The organism is Myceligenerans pegani, from assembly GCF_014892515.1.
GTDB classification, from domain to species: Bacteria; Actinomycetota; Actinomycetes; order Actinomycetales; family Cellulomonadaceae; genus Myceligenerans; species Myceligenerans pegani.
In genome coordinates, this window is sequence record NZ_JADBGR010000046.1 from 51,111 (window position 1) to 68,779 (window position 17,669).

16 protein-coding genes and 1 riboswitch are annotated in these 17,669 nt (G+C 72.0%); of the genes, 4 read left to right on the plus strand and 12 right to left on the minus strand.

The genetic code is table 11. The features are described from left to right. From IIE03_RS03245 to IIE03_RS03255, 3 genes are all read right to left on the minus strand, one after another. Entirely contained in the window at positions 1-507 is a 507-nt protein-coding gene (locus tag IIE03_RS03245) for a VOC family protein (protein ID WP_192861284.1), read from the minus strand. A 115-nt stretch (positions 508-622) separates the two neighbouring features. Further along, positions 623-1,474: a helix-turn-helix transcriptional regulator gene (locus tag IIE03_RS03250; protein ID WP_192861285.1), complete on the minus strand. Its 852-nt coding sequence runs from the start codon at positions 1,472-1,474 to the stop codon at positions 623-625. Positions 1,475-1,536: 62 nt separating this feature from the next. Continuing rightward, positions 1,537-2,523 (minus strand): NAD-dependent epimerase/dehydratase family protein, encoded by a 987-nt coding sequence (locus tag IIE03_RS03255; protein ID WP_192861286.1) that lies wholly within the window; start codon positions 2,521-2,523, stop codon positions 1,537-1,539. Between IIE03_RS03255 and IIE03_RS26325 the strand changes: the two genes are divergently transcribed. The 3 genes from IIE03_RS26325 to IIE03_RS03265 all read left to right on the plus strand — a co-directional run bounded on the left by IIE03_RS26325 (position 2,522) and on the right by IIE03_RS03265 (position 5,045). After that, positions 2,522-2,644, plus strand: a complete 123-nt coding sequence (locus IIE03_RS26325; protein WP_264158559.1) for a hypothetical protein — start codon at positions 2,522-2,524, stop codon at positions 2,642-2,644. The two genes, IIE03_RS03255 and IIE03_RS26325, sit on opposite strands and share 2 nt — an antisense overlap. 5 nt (positions 2,645-2,649) lie before the next feature. Further along, a riboswitch (ZMP/ZTP riboswitch) is annotated at positions 2,650-2,771 on the plus strand. A gap of 96 nt (positions 2,772-2,867) precedes the next feature. After that, the gene (glyA, locus tag IIE03_RS03260; protein ID WP_318842775.1) at positions 2,868-4,160 is read left to right on the plus strand and encodes a serine hydroxymethyltransferase; all 1,293 of its coding nucleotides are present in this window, start codon (positions 2,868-2,870) and stop codon (positions 4,158-4,160) included. A gap of 9 nt (positions 4,161-4,169) precedes the next feature. Then, entirely contained in the window at positions 4,170-5,045 is an 876-nt protein-coding gene (locus tag IIE03_RS03265; RefSeq protein ID WP_192861287.1) for a bifunctional methylenetetrahydrofolate dehydrogenase/methenyltetrahydrofolate cyclohydrolase, read from the plus strand. Positions 5,046-5,099: 54 nt separating this feature from the next. Here IIE03_RS03265 and IIE03_RS03270 read toward each other — a convergent pair whose 3' ends face one another. From IIE03_RS03270 to IIE03_RS03295, 6 genes are all read right to left on the minus strand, one after another. Further along, on the minus strand, positions 5,100-5,828 hold the full coding sequence (locus tag IIE03_RS03270; RefSeq protein ID WP_192861288.1) for a DUF624 domain-containing protein: 729 nt from the start codon (positions 5,826-5,828) through the stop codon (positions 5,100-5,102). Between the two features lie 5 nt (positions 5,829-5,833). Next, on the minus strand, positions 5,834-6,673 hold the full coding sequence (locus tag IIE03_RS03275) for a carbohydrate ABC transporter permease (RefSeq protein WP_192861289.1): 840 nt from the start codon (positions 6,671-6,673) through the stop codon (positions 5,834-5,836). After that, complete coding sequence (locus tag IIE03_RS03280) at positions 6,673-7,623, minus strand: carbohydrate ABC transporter permease (protein ID WP_192861290.1); 951 nt, start codon at positions 7,621-7,623, stop codon at positions 6,673-6,675. The genes IIE03_RS03275 and IIE03_RS03280 overlap by 1 nt, the downstream gene beginning before the upstream one ends. An 89-nt stretch (positions 7,624-7,712) precedes the next feature. After that, on the minus strand, positions 7,713-9,017 hold the full coding sequence (locus IIE03_RS03285) for an ABC transporter substrate-binding protein (RefSeq protein WP_192861291.1): 1,305 nt from the start codon (positions 9,015-9,017) through the stop codon (positions 7,713-7,715). A 56-nt stretch (positions 9,018-9,073) separates the two neighbouring features. Then, complete coding sequence (locus IIE03_RS03290; RefSeq protein ID WP_192861292.1) at positions 9,074-11,104, minus strand: DUF2264 domain-containing protein; 2,031 nt, start codon at positions 11,102-11,104, stop codon at positions 9,074-9,076. Further along, the gene (locus tag IIE03_RS03295; RefSeq protein WP_318842776.1) at positions 11,101-12,108 is read right to left on the minus strand and encodes a hydroxyacid dehydrogenase; all 1,008 of its coding nucleotides are present in this window, start codon (positions 12,106-12,108) and stop codon (positions 11,101-11,103) included. Before IIE03_RS03295 ends, IIE03_RS03290 begins: the two co-directional genes overlap by 4 nt. A gap of 210 nt (positions 12,109-12,318) precedes the next feature. Here IIE03_RS03295 and IIE03_RS03300 point away from each other — a divergent pair, with 210 nt between their 5' ends. Continuing rightward, the gene (locus IIE03_RS03300; protein WP_192861293.1) at positions 12,319-13,509 is read left to right on the plus strand and encodes a LacI family DNA-binding transcriptional regulator; all 1,191 of its coding nucleotides are present in this window, start codon (positions 12,319-12,321) and stop codon (positions 13,507-13,509) included. A gap of 21 nt (positions 13,510-13,530) precedes the next feature. Here the strand turns inward: IIE03_RS03300 and IIE03_RS03305 are convergent, their stop codons facing one another. The 3 genes from IIE03_RS03305 to IIE03_RS03315 all read right to left on the minus strand — a co-directional run bounded on the left by IIE03_RS03305 (position 13,531) and on the right by IIE03_RS03315 (position 17,569). Next, positions 13,531-14,943: an RICIN domain-containing protein gene (locus tag IIE03_RS03305; protein ID WP_192861294.1), complete on the minus strand. Its 1,413-nt coding sequence runs from the start codon at positions 14,941-14,943 to the stop codon at positions 13,531-13,533. Positions 14,944-15,128: 185 nt separating this feature from the next. Then, positions 15,129-15,602, minus strand: coding sequence for a nitroreductase/quinone reductase family protein (locus IIE03_RS03310; protein ID WP_192861295.1), 474 nt, complete (start codon positions 15,600-15,602; stop codon positions 15,129-15,131). Positions 15,603-15,751: 149 nt separating this feature from the next. Beyond that, entirely contained in the window at positions 15,752-17,569 is a 1,818-nt protein-coding gene (locus IIE03_RS03315; protein ID WP_192861296.1) for a glycoside hydrolase family 35 protein, read from the minus strand. Positions 17,570-17,669 lie beyond the last annotated feature (100 nt).

Sequence of the window (17,669 nt, forward strand, 5' to 3'; positions counted from 1 at the left end):
TCAGGACGACGCCGGCGCCGGCTCCTCCTCGCCCGCGTAGGCCGCCTCCAGGGCGGCGACGTCGATCCTGCCCATCTTGAGCATCGCGTTCATGGCGCGCAGGTTCGCCTCGGTGGTGTAGTCGCCGCAGAGCTCGGCGAGCTGCTTCGGCAGCACCTGCCACGAGACCCCGAACTTGTCCTTGCACCAGCCGCACGGGCCGGGCTGGCCGCCGTCGCGGGTCAGGACCTCCCAGAGGTGGTCCACCTCCTCCTGGGTGTCCACCTCGACCATGATCGAGAACGCCTCGTCGAGGTTGAACTCCGGGCCGGCGTTCAGGCCGGTGTACTTCTGACCGCCCACGGTGAACTCGACGATGAACGGCTTGCCCGGCTCCGCTCCGGGGACGCCCTCGGGAGCGACGAGCACCTGGTCGACGCTGCTGCCGGGGATGTGCTCGGCGTAGTACTCGGCGGCCTCGTGGGCCCGGTTGTTCCCGAACCACAGGTGGGTGCGCACGGTGGTCATGATCATCTCCTCGGACGGTGGACCCTCCGGGTGAGGATCCGCACGCCAGTTACGACGACGACACGGGGCACAACTCATCGCGGGACCACGCCGCGGGTTTGCCGGGTCGGTACAGCTAGCGCTCGGCCGCGGCGCTGAAGTTCTCCTGCCCGAGCACGGCCAGCAGGCGGAGCTTCTCCTCGGCCGCGCTGCCCGGTGCGGGCGTCAGCACGAGCAGCGCCTGCGACTGGTCCTCGGTGAGGAGGGCCTGGCAGTCGACCTCGATGGGGCCGAGCTCCGGATGGACGACCGTCTTGTGGTCCTCGAAACGCCAGGCGGCCTCGTGCCGCTCCCACAGTTCGCGGAACTCCTCCGACTCGCCCAGAAGGACCCGCACCAGCTCACCCGCCCGCGACCTCTCCCCCGCCGCCCCGTGGGCGATGCGCAGCGACGAGACGAGACTGCGCGCCTGGCGGTCGTGGTCCTCGGCCGGGTACACGCGGCGCGACGACGGGTCGGTGAACCACCGGTACACGTCGCTGCGGTCCCAGCCGGTCGCCGTCGACCGGTCCCCGAAGATCGCCGTCGCGAGCCGGTTCGCCACCAGCACCTCGCTCAGTGTGTTCAGGATCAGGGCGGGCGTGTCCTCCAGCCGGTCCAGGACCCGCAGCAGCGCGGGCGCGACGTGCGAGTCGGCGGGCGTGCGGCGGGGCACGTTGTGTCCGGCGAGGCGGTACAAGTGGTCGCGCTCGTCCACGGTGAGGCGCAGTGCCCGCGCCAGCGCCGCGAGCATCTGCTCGGACGGCTGCGGGCCCCGCTGCTGCTCGAGCCGCACGTAGTAGTCCACGGACATCCCGGTCAGGGCGGCGACCTCCTCGCGGCGCAGCCCGGGTGTCCGGCGGCGGGGCCCGGGCACCAGCCCGACGTCGGACGGGCGCAGCGCCTCGCGCCGACGGCGGAGGAAATCGGCCAGTGCGGGTCGGTTCATGCCTCCATGGTGCGCCACGCGGCCGGCCTCAGCCAGGGACCGTCGGTCCCCCCCGATCGCACTCAGTGGACCGCGCCGAGCAGTTCCAGCTCCTCCGCCCGCGTCAGCCCGGTCACCTTCGCGTCCGGTTCGGCGCGGAGCCAGGCGAGCGTGTCGCGCGCCGTCTCGCCGACGGGCCGGGTCCGCAGGCCGGCGTCGTACGACGGCGAGGCGTCGTGGGCAAGCATGCCGGACCAGTCCGGGTCGCCGATCCACAGCGGCAGGGAACGATCGCCGGACCACGGGGCGACGTCGTGCGCCTTGAGCACGTCGGCCGTGACCGGCACGAGCTCCGGAGCGGCGCCGACGCCGTCGGCCACCTGCTTCAGGATCTCGGACCGCGGCACGGGGTGGCCGACCCCGTCGAAGACGCCGGTGGTGCCCGCCTCGGCCCCGTCGACGATCCAGCGGGCGAGGTCGCGCACGTCGATGAGCTGGACCGGCTCGTCGACGGGCTCGGGTACGAGGACAGGGCCGCCGTCGGCGGCGGCCTCGGCCATCCGGGCGGGCCAGTAGGTGAACCTTCCGCTGGGATCCCCGGGCCCCGCGATGAGCCCGGGCCGGATGACCACCGAGGCCGCCGTTCCGGCCCGGACCGCGTGCTCGCAAGCCACCTTCATCCCCCCGTAGACCTCGGGGCCCGAGGCCGGGTCCTCGTCGGTCTCGATCGGGTCGAGCAGGGGCAGGGTCGCGGGCGTGCCGCCCGGGGTGGCGACGTCGTCGTACACGTTGATCGTCGAGACGAAGGTCCAGTGCGCGCCGGGGAACGCCGCGACGGCGCGGCGCACGTGGGAGGGGATCCGCGAGACGTCGACGACGGCGTCCGGCGCCGCGCCGGCCAGCTCGGCGGGGACCGGGTGGCCCCGGTCCCAGCGGGCCAGCGGCACGCCGTCGGGCACCGCGCCGCTCAGGCCGCGTGCCGCGCACAGCACGTCGTGACCGCGCGCGGCCGCCTCGGCGGCGACGGCGCGGGACAGGAAGACGGTTCCACCCAGGACGAGGAGCTTCATGAGCCGAGTCCATCAGTCGGGCGCCGCCCGGCGCGAGTTCTTCTGCCGCCGGCAGAAGGGGCAGCAGCGGTGGGCGGAAGGGGCTCGCTCGCCGCGCTCCACCGCGCCGATCAGCGGCTGATACGCTTTCCGCGTCGCGACTGGCGCCAGCCGGCCGGGCCTCCGCGAGGCACGGTGGGACGAGGTGGAGCAACCACCGGGGAGCGACGTACTGTGCCGACGACGGGTCGTTCGCCTGGGCCCGGGGTCACCTCGCAGGAGGTGCACGCCCCGCCCGGTTGCCGGTCGCGGTGGCGGACCCGACGCGAGACCTGTGTCAGTCCAGCCAGAATCGAGGAGACGCAATGAGCGCTCAGACTCCCGACCTTCCCGCCGACGTGATGAACGCGCCGCTCGCGCAGGTGGACCCCGAGATCGCCGCCGTGCTCGACGGCGAGCTGGCCCGCCAGCGCGACACGCTCGAGATGATCGCGTCGGAGAACTTCGTCCCCGCCGCCGTGCTCGAGGCGCAGGGGTCGGTCCTGACGAACAAGTACGCCGAGGGCTATCCCGGCAAGCGCTACTACGGCGGCTGCGAGCAGGTGGACATCGCCGAGAACCTCGCCAAGGACCGCGCCCGGGCCCTGTTCGGCGCCGAGCACGTGAACGTCCAGCCGCACTCGGGCGCGCAGGCCAACGCGGCCGTGCTGCACGCGCTGATCCGCCCGGGCGACCGGATCCTGGGCCTCGAGCTCGCGCACGGCGGCCACCTCACGCACGGCATGAAGATCAACTTCTCCGGCCGGCTGTACGACGTCGCCGGGTACGGCGTCGACCCCACCACCTACCGCATCGACATGGACGCCGTCCGCAAGGCGGCCCTGGAGCACCGGCCGGACGTCATCATCGCCGGCTGGTCCGCCTACCCCCGCCAGCTCGACTTCCCCGCGTTCCGCGAGATCGCGGACGAGGTGGGGGCCAAGCTGTGGGTCGACATGGCGCACTTCGCCGGCCTCGTGGCCGCCGGCCTGCACCCGTCGCCGGTGCCGCACGCGGACGTGACGTCGTCGACCGTGCACAAGACCATCGGCGGCCCGCGCTCCGGCTTCATCCTGACGCGCGAGGAGTACGCGAAGAAGATCGACTCGGCGGTGTTCCCGGGCCAGCAAGGCGGCCCGCTCATGCACGTCATCGCGGCCAAGGCCGTCGCGTTCAAGATCGCGGCCTCCGAGGGCTTCACGGAGCGGCAGGAGCGGACCGTGCGGGGCGCGAAGATCATCGCGGACCGGCTCGCGCAGCCCGACGTGGCCGACGCCGGCGTCTCCGTGCTGACGGGCGGCACGGACGTGCATCTCACGCTGGTGGACCTGCGCGACTCCCAGCTCGACGGCCAGCAGGCCGAGGACCTGCTGCACGACGCCGGGATCACCGTGAACCGCAACGCCGTGCCGTTCGACCCGCGCCCGCCGCGCGTCACCTCCGGCCTACGGATCGGCACGCCGGCGCTGGCCACGCGCGGCTTCGGGGACACGGAGTTCACCGAGGTGGCGGACATCATCGCCACGGCGCTCAAGGACGGCGCGACGGCCGACGTCGACGCGCTGGCCGCCCGCGTCGCGAAGCTCACGGCGGACTTCCCGCTCTACCCGAACCTCTGAGGAACGCCCATGGCACAGATTCTCGACGGCAAGGCGACCGCCGCCGCGATCAAGGCGGAACTGACCGAGCGTGTCGCGACGCTGGCCGCGCGGGGCGTGACGCCCGGGCTCGGCACGCTGCTCGTGGGCGACGACCCCGGCTCGCGGTGGTACGTGAACGGCAAGCACAAGGACTGCGCGGAGGTGGGCATCGCGTCGATCCGCGAGGAGTTGCCCGCCGACGCCTCGCAGGAGGAGATCGAGGCGGCCGTCCGCCGGCTGAACGAGGACCCGGCCTGCACGGGATACATCGTCCAGCTCCCGCTGCCGAAGGGCATCGACACCAACCGGATCCTGGAGCTCGTCGACCCGGACAAGGACGCCGACGGGCTGCACCCCACCAACCTGGGACGCCTCGTGCTGCGGGTCAACGAGGAGATCACCTCACCGTTGCCGTGCACCCCGCGCGGGATCATCGACCTGATGCTGCGGCACGACGTCGACCTGAAGGGCAAGGAGGTCGTGGTGCTGGGCCGCGGGGTGACCGTGGGCCGGCCGATCGGCCTGCTCCTCACGCGGCGCTCGGTCAACGCGACCGTGACGCTGACCCACACCGGGACGCGGGACCTCGAGGACCTGGTGCGCCGGGCCGATGTCGTCGTCGCCGCGGCGGGGGTCAAGGACATCGTGTCGGCCGACATGGTCAAGCCCGGCGCCGTGCTCATCGACGTGGGCGTCTCCCGCGAGACGGACCCCGCGACGGGCAGGTCCCGGGTGGTGGGCGACGTCGCGGTCGGGGCCCGCGAGAAGGCGTCGTGGTACTCCCCCAACCCGGGTGGCGTCGGCCCGATGACCCGGGCCATGCTGCTGGCCAATGTCGTCGAGATGGCGGAGCGCTCCGCCTGACGGACCCATGAGGCGATTCCCGGCGCAGGCGATCTCAGGCCTGCGCCGGGAACCTCATGCCGCAGCGGGATCGGCGGCCGGACCGCGCAGCGCGAAGCGCGCCGCTCCCCACGCGGCGAAGAGCAGCGGCGCCGCGGCGAAGCCGAGGCCGACCGCCGGGCGTGTGGTGACGATCGATGCCAGGAGGGCAAGCACGAGCACGATGCCCGCGCTCAGGTACCAGCGCCGCGCGCCGAGGAACAGCCCGGCGCGCAGCAGGTCCCGGAGCCGGGCGCCGGGCTGCTCGGGGGTCAGGGTCAGCGCCAGGAACGCGGTCACCACGGTCCCGGCGGTGAGCGTCGCGAGCACCGGGATGACGACGGCGCCGGCAGGCCGTCCCCAGAAGAATGCGATGTCCACGACGAGCACGACCGAGACGCCCGTCGCCAGTGCGCCCAGGGCCAGGCCCCGGCGCAGGTGGCGGCGCCACACCCGGGCGAAGGTACGCACGGGCGTCGTCGTACCGCCCGCGCTGAACTCGCCGAAGACCGCGAAGGCGGCCGCCAGCGCCGGGCCGGCCAGGGGCGCGGTCACCACGAGCGCGGGCCACGTCCCGGCGATGTCGGTCGCCACCAGCAGGAACGCCGTCGGGAGGCAGGCGATCACGAGCAGCATGTTCGTCGCCAGCCCGGTGTAGAGGGTGCCGAAGATCATCTCGTACGTCTCCGGACCGATCAGGCGTCGCCGGCGCGTGCCGGTGCCGGCCGCGCGGCGGGCCGTCGTCGTCCCCGACGTCACGCTCACGGCGCTCACCCCTTGACACCCGTGGTCGCGATGCCCTGCACGAAGTACCGCTGGCCGAGCAGGAACACGATGGCGATCGGCAGGACCGACAGCACCGAGCCCGTCATGATCAGCGCGTGCTCGGCGTTGTAGTCGCCGACGAAACGCTGGAGACCGAGCTGGATGGTCCACAGCTCGCGGTCGCGCAGGTAGATCAGCGGGCCGAGGTAGTCGTTCCAGGTCGTGACGAACGTGATGATCGTCAGCGACGCGAGGGCCGGCACGGACAGCGGCAGCATGATGCGCCACCAGATGCCGTACTCGGACAGTCCGTCGATGCGGGCCGCCTCGCACAGCGAGTCGGGGATCGACTCGTAGTACTGCTTCATGAGGAACACGCCGAACGCGCCGAACGCCTGCAGCAGCATGATCGAGTAGAGGGTGTTCGCCAGTCCCCAGCTCGAGAGCATCTGGAACTGCGGGATCATGTACGACGCCCAGGGCACCGCGATCGTGCCGATGTACAGCAGGAACAGCGCGTCGCGCCCCGGGAAGCGCGTCTTGGCGAAGCCGTAGGCGGCGAAGCTGCCGGTCACCACCTGGAGCAGGGTCACCACGACCGAGACGGTCATGGTGTTGCGCACCCAGGTGACCATGTCGCCCTTGATCCAGATGTCGACGTAGTTGCGCCACCGGAACGGGTCGGGGATCCATTCGATGGGTGCCGTGAAGACCTGGTTGTTGGTTTTGAGCGAGGAGATGACCATCCAGACGAAGGGCAGCAGGATGCCCGCTGCCGCGACGATCATCGCCAGGTACAGCAGCACGCGACCGGTCTTCCGGAGCGCGGTCGGACGGGCGGCCATCACGCATCCCTCCGCTTGTTGTAGAGGAACTGCACCACGGTCACGCCGATGCAGATGAGGAACAGGACAACGGCGACGGACGAGGCGTACCCGAGCTCGAACTGCTCGAAGCCCTTCTGCCAGATGTACTGGCTCAGCACGAGGGTGGCCTGGCCCGGCCCGCCCTCGGTCATGACGAGGATCAGGTCGAAGACCTTGAAGCTCTCGATGGTCACCATGACGGTCACCAGGAACATCGTGGGCCGCAGGCACGGCAGCGTCACGTTCCAGAACCGCTGCCACACGCCGGCGCCGTCGATCCGGGCGGCCTCGTGCAGCTCGGTCGGTACCGTCTGCAGCCCGGCGAGGAACAGCAGCATGTAGTAGCCCATGTAGCGCCACGTGCCCACGATGATGACCGCGGGCATGGCCCAGTCCTTGGAGACCGTCCAGCCCGGCAGCTCGCCGCCGACGAACATGCCGATGAACTGGTTGATCGGCCCGAACTCCGGGCTGAACAGCATGTTCCACACCACGGCGACCGCGACGATCGAGGTGACGTACGGGAAGAACGCCACCGTGCGGAAGAACGCCGCGCCGCGCAGCTTCTGGTTGAGCAGCAGCGCGAGCCCCAGCGAGGCCGCGATGGTCAACGGGATGTGGAACGCGGCGTAGTAGAACGTGTTGCCGAGCGCGATGTGGAAGCTCCGGTCACCGACCAGCCGCTGGTAGTTCTCGAGCCCCACCCAGTCCGCGTTGCCGAAGATGTTCCAGCTCGTCAGCGAGTAGTAGAACAGCAGCAGTACGGGGATCAGGGTGAGTACCGCGAACCCGGCGAAGTTCGGCAGGACGAACGTCCAGCCGACCAGGGCGTTGCGGACCTTGAGCGACGTCCTGGGCGCCCGCCGCCGCGGAGGGACTGGGTGCGGCAGCCCGAGGGCTCCCGGGTTGTCGACGACGGGTGTCGCCATGGGTCGTTCTCCTCGTCGAGGGACTGGTGGGGCATGCCCGCCGCGCGGTGGCGTGAGCCACCACGCGGCGGGCGGTCGGTGTCCGGTGGTCAGCCGACCTCGTTGGCGACACGCTCCTGCGCGTCCGCGATGGCGTCGTCGACCGACTCCGACTCGGACATGACCGCCGAGTGGAGGTCGCCGAGGATCGTCTGGATCGCCGACGTGTTCGGGCCCACCGGGTTCTCCGGCAGGGTCTCGTGGGTCGTGTACGCGAACCGCGACAGGTCGTCCTGCGGCACGCCCTCGAGCCCGAAGACCGTGTCGGCGACGGTCTCGTCGATGAGCGCCGGCGTGATGCCGATCTCGGCCAGCGCGGCCGCGCCGTCCGGACCCGCCGCGAACGTCAGGAAGTCCTTCGCGGTGGCGATCTTCGCCTCGTCGATCCCGGCGTTGATGCCCATCGTCGTCGGGTCCCCGAAGGTGACCGGGGTGTTGTCGGTGCCGGTCGTGGACTCGTCGAACTGCGGCGCGGGGGCGAGGCCCCACTCGAACTCGTCCGCGTCACCCGAGGCCTGCTCCGCCACCAGGGTGCCGATGTACCACGAGCCCATCACGGTCATCGCCGCCTTCTGGGTGCCGAACTGCGACTGGTAGGCGAGCTCGTTGGTGGTGACGGTGGCGTAGGTGGGCTGCGAGCCCTCGTCCTGCATCGCGAGCTGACGCTCGTAGTAGGGCGCGAGGAAGCTGAAGTCGCCGCCGTCCAGCGAGGCACCCGGGGTCTGCGCGAGCGCGAAGCCCTGCACCGTGGACTGCCAGCCGTGCAGGTAGGCGCCCGTCACGTCCTTCTCGCCGATCCCCTCGGTGAGCTCGGCCGCGGCGTCGGCGTAGTCGTCCCACGTCCACGAGCCGTCAGGGTGGTCCACCCCGGCCTGGTCGAACAGCTCCTTGTTGTAGTAGAGCAGCCACGAGTCCTGGCGGTACGGCACGGCGTACGTCGCGCCGTCGACCGCCATCGGCTCGAGTCCGCCGGTGGCCGGGTCGAGCTCGGCGGCCACGTCGGAGATGTCGAGCAGTGTGCCGCCCTCCTGGAACGTGACGTAGTTCTTCAGGTTCTTCACGATGAAGACGTCCGGCGCGGTACCGGCGGCCAGGTCGGCCGTCAGCGCGGTGTCGTACTCCTCGCCCGCGGGATACTCCTTGAGCTCCACCGTGACGTCCGGGTTCTGGTCCTCGTAGGCCGTGGCCAGGGTCTCGAACTCCGGCGTGGAGGCGAAGTCCCATCCGGCCAGGCTGATGGTGACCGGACCCTCCGGTTCCTCGGCCTCGGACGGCGAGTCGCCCCCGCCGCAGCCGGCCAGGACGAGGGACGCCGCGGCGGCGGCCCCCATGGTCGTGATGATCTTGCGGTTCATTGCGTACTCTCCTTCGAGTAGGGATCGCCCCCGCGTCGGGCGGGTGACGACGGTCTTCAGGCCTTGTCGGACCGTGGTTCCTGTGGTGGGAGGACGACGGCGGTCCGCGCGCCGTCCGGCCAGTGCACGACGACGTCGTCGCCGGCGTCGTCATGGGATTCGATCCTGGGCGCCGGCCCGGCTCCGGTGACGGCACCCTCCGGGGCCGTCGCACCCGCGAGCTCCACCGCGACCGCGAGCCACGTGCCGACGGGCACCGGGTCGCCGGGGGCCACCCGTGCGAACGGCACCGCGGAGCGCGGGCCGAGCGGCGTCGCGTCCGGCAGTTCCCGCACGTCGGCCCGCAGCGCCTCGCTCAGGGGGACCAGCCGGGAGCGCATCCCGCGCGCGGTCGCCGTGCCGGCCGTGCCCCGCGCGATCTCGTCCCCGCTCACGGCCCAGCCGCTGATCTCCAGCGACCTGGCCGACGGGGCGCCGTCACCGCCGGGCGTGAGCACGTCGACACGGACACACCGTATCTCCCAGGCGCCCCGCACCACCGAGACGGTCGTGACCGTGCCGGCGGGGACGGCGGTGCCCGGCCGACCGGACCCGTGGTCGGGCGCGTCGAGATCGGCGTCGAGCCAGTGGGCCTCCGCGACGGAGGCGACCACGGCGGACGCGGGCCCAGTGGTGGCAGGCTCGGTGGTGGCGGGCACGAGCTCGGCCCGCAGCATCCGGAAGCCGGTGCGGTGCGTCGCGCGGCCGGCGTCGTCGAGCAGCACCACCGACTGGTCCGCGGGACGCGTCCAGGCCTGCGCATCGAGCAGCGGCGACGTCGCGGTCGAGTACCCGAGGCGGGCGTACAGCGGCGAATCGCCCGTGCCGACACCTTCGACGGCGTGGTCGGTGCCGTGGTTGACCACCCGCACCACGCCGTCGCCCGTCGTGGCCGACACCGCCCAGCCCGGCGCCTCCAGCACCGCCACCGTGTCCTCCCGCTCGACGGGCAGCAGCGGCTCGGCCGGCGCCGTCCACACCGGGTGGTCCGCGGGGAGCGCGAGCCCGAGCAGCCCCTTGGCGGCCCAGTACGGCGATCCGGTGCCGCTGTAGCGCTGTGCGATCGGTCGCCACGCGCCGTGCCAGCCGAGCGTGAGCAGCCCGTCCGGCCCGGGCACGTCGTGGTCCGCGAAGTGGCCCACGACGCGCGTCGCGGCCTGACGCAGCAGACCCGGCGAGGTGCTCGGGACGTCGGCGATCGCGCCCGCCCAGAACGGCGCGGCGGCCGCGAACCGGTAGGTCAGGGAGCGGCCCTGGACGAGCGGACCGCCGTCGGCGCCGATCAGCCCGATCGCGTCGCGCAGGTACCGGTCCAGGTGCGCGACGTCGCGTTCCCGGCGCCCGGCCGCCTCGACCGCGCCGGACATCCGCGCCCAGAGCACGGGGTACAGGTGCAGCGCCCAGCCGGCGTAGTGGTCGTAGGACCGCTCGTCGCCGTCGGCGAACCAGCCGCCGGCCCGGCGGAACGAGTCGTGGGCGGCGAGGTCCGCCGCGATGTCGTCGGACGACCACGGCCCGCCCACCGAGCGGAGGAACGTCTCGACGACGATCCGGAACCACACCCAGTTGCAGTGCGGGTACGTGTCGTCCCCCACCACGGCGCTCAGGTAGTCGACCACCTGCTCCTGCACCACGGGGGTGAGGCGGTCCCAGATCCAGGGCCGCGTCATGTCCAGGATCAGGGCGATCGACGCGGCCTCGACCTTCGCCTGCGCGTGCTCGGCGGGTGTCACCCAGCGCTCGGCGTGCTCCGGGTCCGTGCCCGCGGCCAGCCCGGCGGCATACCGCTCGGCCAGGTTGAGCGGGTCTGCCCCGCCCTCGCCCGCGAGGCGGAACCCGGCTGCCAGGAACGTGCGCGCGTACCCCTCGAGCCCGTCGACCTCGGTCCCGTACCCGCCGGGCCGGCCCGGCAGGGTGACCAGACTGCCCGACGGCGACGCGTACTTCAGCGCTGCGGTCAGCAGCCCGTCGGCGTAGGCCGCGAGTTCCTCCCGCGTCATCCCGTCGCGCCCGTAGCGGGTGGCCGGGGCCGGCCGCGCGGCGCTCATGCGCTCGTCTCCAGGCTCTCGCGGGTGACCGGCGACACCGGCGCCTCGCCGCGCACGTACCGCTCCAGCTCGTCCAGCGCCGCGGCCGTCATCCTGCGTGTCTCGGTGCCCAGCGAGCCGGCGATGTGCGGCGTGATCATGACGTTCGGCAGGTCGTAGAGCACCGAGTCGGCCGGCAGCGGCTCCGGGTCGGTCACGTCGAGGACGGCGAAGAGCCGCCCGGTCTCGCACTCGGCCTCGAGCGCGGCCGTGTCCACGACCATGCCGCGGGCGGTGTTGATCAGGGTGGCGCCGTCGGGCATCAGGGCGAGCTCGCGCGCGCCGATCAGGTGACGGGTGCTCGGCAGGGCCGGCGCGTGCAGCGAGGTGATGTCGCTCGCGGCCAGCACCTCGTCGAGATCGGTGAGCCGGGCGCCCGCCGCCTTGACCTCGTCCCGGTCGGCGTACGGGTCGGAGACCAGCACCTCGCGCGTCTCGAGGGCCGCCAGGCGGTCCACGACGCGGCGCCCGGTGCGCGAGAACCCGACGATCCCGATGGTCCGGCCCTGGTTGGACAGATCGCCGAAGCCGCTGAGCGACCAGTCGTCCCGGGCGGTGCGGGCGCGCGCGGCGAGGAAAGGAGCGCGCTTGCCGGCCATGATGATCGCGGCGAACGTGAACTCGGCGACCGGAACGGCATTGGCGTCGACCGCGTTGGTCACCAGCAGGTTCCGGTCCCAGACAGCATCGGTCACCAGGGGCCGCACGGTTCCCGCGCAGTGGATCACGGCGCGGAGGTTTGGGGCGGCGTCCAGGATCTCGGCGGTGAGGGGAGGAGCGCCCCAGGAGGTGAGGAGCACCTCGACGCCGGCCAGGCGCTCACGCGCCGCGGGCTCGTCCAGGCTCGCCACCTGCACCGGCTCCCCGAGCGTGGCCAGTTCCGCGAGCCGCGCGCGCTCGGCCGGGCCGAACTGGGTGCGGTACGTGGCGTGCGACATGGCCAGCAGCGCCTCGGGTCGGTTCACCTGCACGCCCTCCATAAGCTATCTCCGTTGATCGCCGATCGGTCAGCTTCGATCACTGACGATCGATGACGGACAGTCAAACGCATGAGGGACCGGATGCGCAAGTGCAGAACGACACAGTAGGATGACAGAAGTGATCACTTCCGATCATCGTTCGGGCCCCGATGGCGACCGGCCCGAACGATACGACCACGAAGAAGGAGGTCAGCGATGACCACCGAGCCCGCGGCCCTCCTACCGGCCGAACGACGCGCACGCCTCGTGCAGCGCCTGCACGACGACGGATGGGCGCGCGTCGCCGATCTGGCCGCGGCGCTCGGCGTCACGCCGGTGACCGTGCGGCGCGACATCGCCCAGCTCGCCGAGGAGGGCGTGCTGGAACGCGTGCACGGAGGGGCGCGGCTCGTGCCCGGTTCCGACCGCCCCGACCTGCCGGAGGGCACCGATGCCGCCGCTCGGACCGCCGTGCCGAACCGCTCGCTCGCCCGCAGGACGTCTGGCCCGGCCGGATCCGGACGGCCGGAGGCGGTGTGGGCGGGCCCGTCCGGCACGACGGCGGAGGCCAGGACCCTCACCATCGGCATGGTCGTGCCAAGCCTCGACTACTACTACCCCGAGGTGATCCGCGGGGCGCGGGTCACCGCCGCGAACGCCGACGTCCGGATCATCCTGCGCAACGGCTCGTACGACGCCGACGAGGTGCGCCGCCAGGTCGCCGCGCTGGCGGCGTCCACGGACGGGCTGCTGGTCAGCCCGCCCGTGGACGCGCCGGAGGTGACCGAGTGGCTCACCACGCTCGGCGTCCCGGTGGTGCTCGTGGAGCGTCGCGGACAGGCCGGGCCGTTCCACGAGCCCCTCGAGTCGGTGGTGACGGATCACGCCCTCGGCGCGGCCATGGGCGTGCGGCACCTCGCGGCCGAGGGGCACGGCCGGATCGGGCTCGTGACGTCCCGGACGAGCCCGACCAGTCGCGGCGTCCGAGCCGGCTGGCGCGAGGCCGTCGGCGAGCTCGGGCTCGGCGACGGCTGCCTCGACCTGGACACGGTCTCGCACCGGGACCCCGGCTGGCACGACGACACCGAGCGTGTCCTGGACGCGTGCGCCGGATCGGGCACGACGGCGCTGCTCGTGCACGCCGACCGAGAGGCGATCAGCCTCGTGGAACGAGCCCGCGATCGCGGCCTGCGGGTCCCGGAGGATCTCGCCGTCGTCGCGTACGACGACGAGGTGGCCGGGCTCGCCGATCCGCCGATCACCGGTATCCGGCCACCCAAGGCGGCGCTGGGCGCGGCCGCGCTCGACCTCCTCGTCCGTCGCATCACCGAACCCGACCGCCCGGTGCACCGGATCCAGCTCGGCCCGCAGCTGATCGTGCGGGCATCGAGCAGGACCGCGGAATGACCGGCCGAGGCACGGAGGCGCCTAGCGGCGTTCCCACTGCTGGTTGGTCTGGCCGTTGCAGGCGTAGGTGATGATCTGCGCGCCCGATCCGGTGCCCCCGCCGCTGACATCCAGGCACTCGCCGGTGTTCCTGGCCCGGATGGTCAGGTAGCCGCCCGAGGACTGGCTCGACCACTGCTGGTCGGTGCCGCCGTCGCAGGTCTGCTGCGTGATCGTGGTGGCGTTCTCCTGGAGGCACATGTTCGAGTGCCGCGCCACGATCGTGACGTAGCCGTTTCCGGCGTCACGGAACCAGAACCGCTGGTTGCCCTGCCCGTTGCAGGTGTAGGTCTTCAGCTGCTCACCCGCCGTCATGGTGTTGTTCGTGACGTCGGCGCACGTGCTCGCGTGGCGCGGTTCGAGCGTGAGGAACGGCCCGCCCTGTCCGGTGACCGTCCCGGCCTCGGTGTCGATGACCAGCTCGGGGAAGTAGTCGATCTCCATGGTGGTGCTGTTCGGGAACTCGATCGGGGCCCAGACGTACCGGGAGTCGTTGACGATGCCGCCGAACGAGTTGCCCCAGCGGTCGCCCAGGTACAGGTAGTCGGTGCCCTGGCTGCCCTGGACCGGCAGCACGAAGGCCGTCTGCGAGCCGTACATCGTCGAGTCGCCGACGTTGCGCATCGCGGTCCAGGGGCCGGTGACGCTCGGTGCGGTCGCGTACTGCTGCTGGTTGGGCGACCAGCCGGTCGCACCGGACGTGAGCATGAAGTAGGTACTGCCGCGCTTGAAGAGGGCGGGTGCCTCGCGGTGGCCGCCGTGCCACGGGTCGGCGACGAGCGCGTCGATGCCCGCGTAGTCGGCGGTGAGGCGGTAGATGTGCAGGTCGTAGTTCTCCCGGGCGGCGGAGTACATGTACCCGGTGCCGTCGTCGTCCACGAACACGCCGATGTCGCGGGACATGTGGCCGAGCGGCCGGAAGCTGCCCCGGTAGTCGTAGCTGCCGCAGGGCTGGTTGGTGGTGGAGACCGCGACGGCGGCCCGCGCCTCGCTGTAGTCGACGCCGTTCTCCTTGTGCGCCCAGATCACGTAGCGGTCCGTGGCCGCGTTGTACATGATCTTGGGGCGTTCGATGTTGGCCTGCTGCAGCTCCGGGTCGCTGGACTGCGTCAGCACGTTGTTGACGAACTCCCAGTTCGCCAGGTCGGTGGACCGGTAGCAGCTGACGTACCGGAAGCCGTTGTTGTCCGGCTGCCGGTTCTCGCCGATCCAGTAGTAGTAGCTCCCCGCCTTCACGACACCGCCGCCGTGGGCGTGGACGGGGCTCCCGGCCGTGGTCGTGAACTGGGTCGCGTTCGGGACGATCACCTCGTCGGCACGGGCCGGCAGGCCGAGCGCCAGTGTCGAGGCGGCCGCGCAGCACAGGGCCGCGAGGACCCCGTAGATGCGTCGCATGACGAACCACACTCCTTCATCGCAGTGCACTTCCGCCCCCGCGGCCGTCGTCGGCTCGGGGGCGACCCGGAGTCACCATCGACCGGGCCGCCACGAGACTATGGCAACGTTAACATCGGGTCAATAGCCCATTTACGACACGGGAAGGGAGTCAGGTCAGCCGTGCCGCGCCGGGTTCACCGGCGTCACGCCTCGCCGACCAGGTCCAGCACCACCACCGGGGTCTGGACCCGGCGACGCGCCGCGAAGGCCTCGATGTCGCCCCAGCCCTCGGCCGAGTTGAGCTTTCGCCAGAGCTCGTCGCGTTCGGTGCCGACGGCCTCCCGCGCCCGGACCCGGAACGTGCCGTCGACGGTCCGGGCGGTCGCCTCCGGATTCGCCTGCAGGTTGAGCCACCACAACGGTGGCGTGTCGCCCCACCCGTTCATCGCCAGCGTCACGAGACGGTCGCCGTCCCGCACGTAGGAGAGGATCACGGCGCGCTCCGTACCCGTACGACGCCCCGTGACGATCAGCCGCAGCATGCCGCCCTTCCCGGGTTCCGCCTCGCGCAGGAACCTCTTGCCGCCCACGCGATAGAGGAACCGGTGGACGCGCCAGGCGGTCCGGATGAACCATCGCGGCGGGAGCCACGGAGTCTTGCTGTCGGTACTCGTCATCTCGACCTCGGAACGCCAAGCCGTGAGCAGCCTCACGGAACTGTCGGTGGGGACCGTGCGAACGGTCTCACCCTAGGCCCTTCCGCCAGGCAGCAACAGACTCGCGCAGGCTCCTGACGGGCGAAATCGCGGCGAGCCCGCTCGGCCGGTCACTCCTCGTCGTGACCGAGGTCCGGCTCCGGGACGAAGCTCACCTCCGACGACGACGCCCCGTGCAGTTCCAGGACCACGAGCTCGTTGCGTTTCCGCATCACCGGGCCCGGCACGTACATCGTGCGGGTGGGGCCGTGGCTCCAGTAGCGGCCGAGCGGCCAGCCGTTCACCCAGGCCAGGCCCTTGGTCCAGCCGTCGAGCCGGAGGAAGTGGTCCGCACCCGGCTCGCTCGTGAACTCCGCCCGGCACAGCACGGGACCGGCGACCGGCCCGCTGTCGCTGCCGTCGATGTCCGACGACGTCCGCCGGTCCGCCGCGAATGCCTCGCGAACCGCGGGGGTCAGCAGCCCGTCGGCTCCCTCCAGCTCCAGCGGCGTCACCGACCAGTCCGTCACCTCCCGCGACGCCGTCCGCGCCGGCCCGATCAGGCCCTTCGCCTCGCCGATCCGGGGCCCGTAGTTGACCCGCCCCTGGTCCTCGACGAGCAGGGTGAGCTCACCGTCCACCGGCGGCAGCGGCAGCGTGCGCTCCCCGAGCGTCCGGCTCAGCGTGCCGGCCGGCGCGCCGTCGACGAACGCGATCGCCCGGTCGCGGACCTCACCGAAGGTGATGGCGCGGTCGTCGGGCCGGATGCGGGTCGTGTAGACGCTGAGTCCGGACCAGTGCCGGACGTCGTCGTGCGTGGGCAGGCGATCGTGGCGCCCGGTACGCCCCAGGACCTCGACCACCCGCGCCAGCGGCACCAGCTCGCCCAGGGGAACGGTGAGAGCCGGCGCCGGGCCCGCGGCGGGCGGCGACTCGGAGGGCACCTCCCGGTACCGCCCGATCACCTCGCGCATCGCGAAGAACTTCGGCGTCGGCGCCCCGTGCTCGGCCAGGGGCGCGTCGTAGTCGTACGACGTCGTGATGGGCAGGTACGTGCCCTTGTCGTTCGCGCCGCTGGTCAGCCCGAAGTTCGTCCCGCCGTGGAACATGTACGAGTTCACGGACGCGCCCGCCGCCAGCAGGTCGTCGAGGTCCTGGGCGTTCGTGCCGGGCGCCGCGACGTGATGGTGCTGCCCCCACGAGTCGAACCAGCCGTTCCAGAACTCCATGCACATCAGCGGCCCGGTCGGCTGGTGACGCCGCAGCACCTCCAGGCGCTCCGACGCCCGCGACCCGAACGACGCCATCTTGTGCAGCCCGGGCATCCCGCCCCGGGACAGGTGGTGGTCGCTCGCCTGGTCCACGGTGAACAGCGGGACGTCCAGGTGCTCGCGCAGCAGGTCCACGAGTGCGCGCAGGTACGCCTCCCGGCGCTCGGGCGGGTCATCGCCGTAGGCGCCGTACTCGTTCTCCACCTGCACCGCGAGCACCGGGCCGCCTGCCGTGACCTGCCGCTTCGCGACGATCGGCAGCAGCGCCCCGAAGTACTCGCCGATCGCGTCGAGGAACGCCGGGTCCGCGCATCGCACGGCGGCCGCGCCACGACCGCCGTCGTCGGCGAACAGCCAGGCCGGCAGGCCGCCGCCGTCCCATTCCGCGCAGATGTACGGCCCGGGCCGCACGATCGCGTGCAGGCCCTCGGCCGCGACGAGGTCGAGGAACCGGCCCAGGTCGTACCGCCCGGTGGTGCGGAACTCGCCGCGCGACGGCGCGTGGAAGTTCCAGGGAACGTACGTCTCGACCGCGTTCAGCCCCATGAGCCGGGCCTTGCGGATCCGGTCGGCCCACAGGTCGGGGTGCACCCGGAAGTAGTGCAGCGCCCCGCTGACGAGTTGCAGGGGCTTCCCGTCGAGCAGGAAGTCCCGCTCCCCGATCTCGAACGCAGACATGGGTTCCTTTCCTCGAGCGATCCTGTTCCTACCGTCCCCACTGGCCGCCCCGCACAGGCGGCCGGCGGACGTGCCGATTCCGTGATCGGTCCCTCGGCGG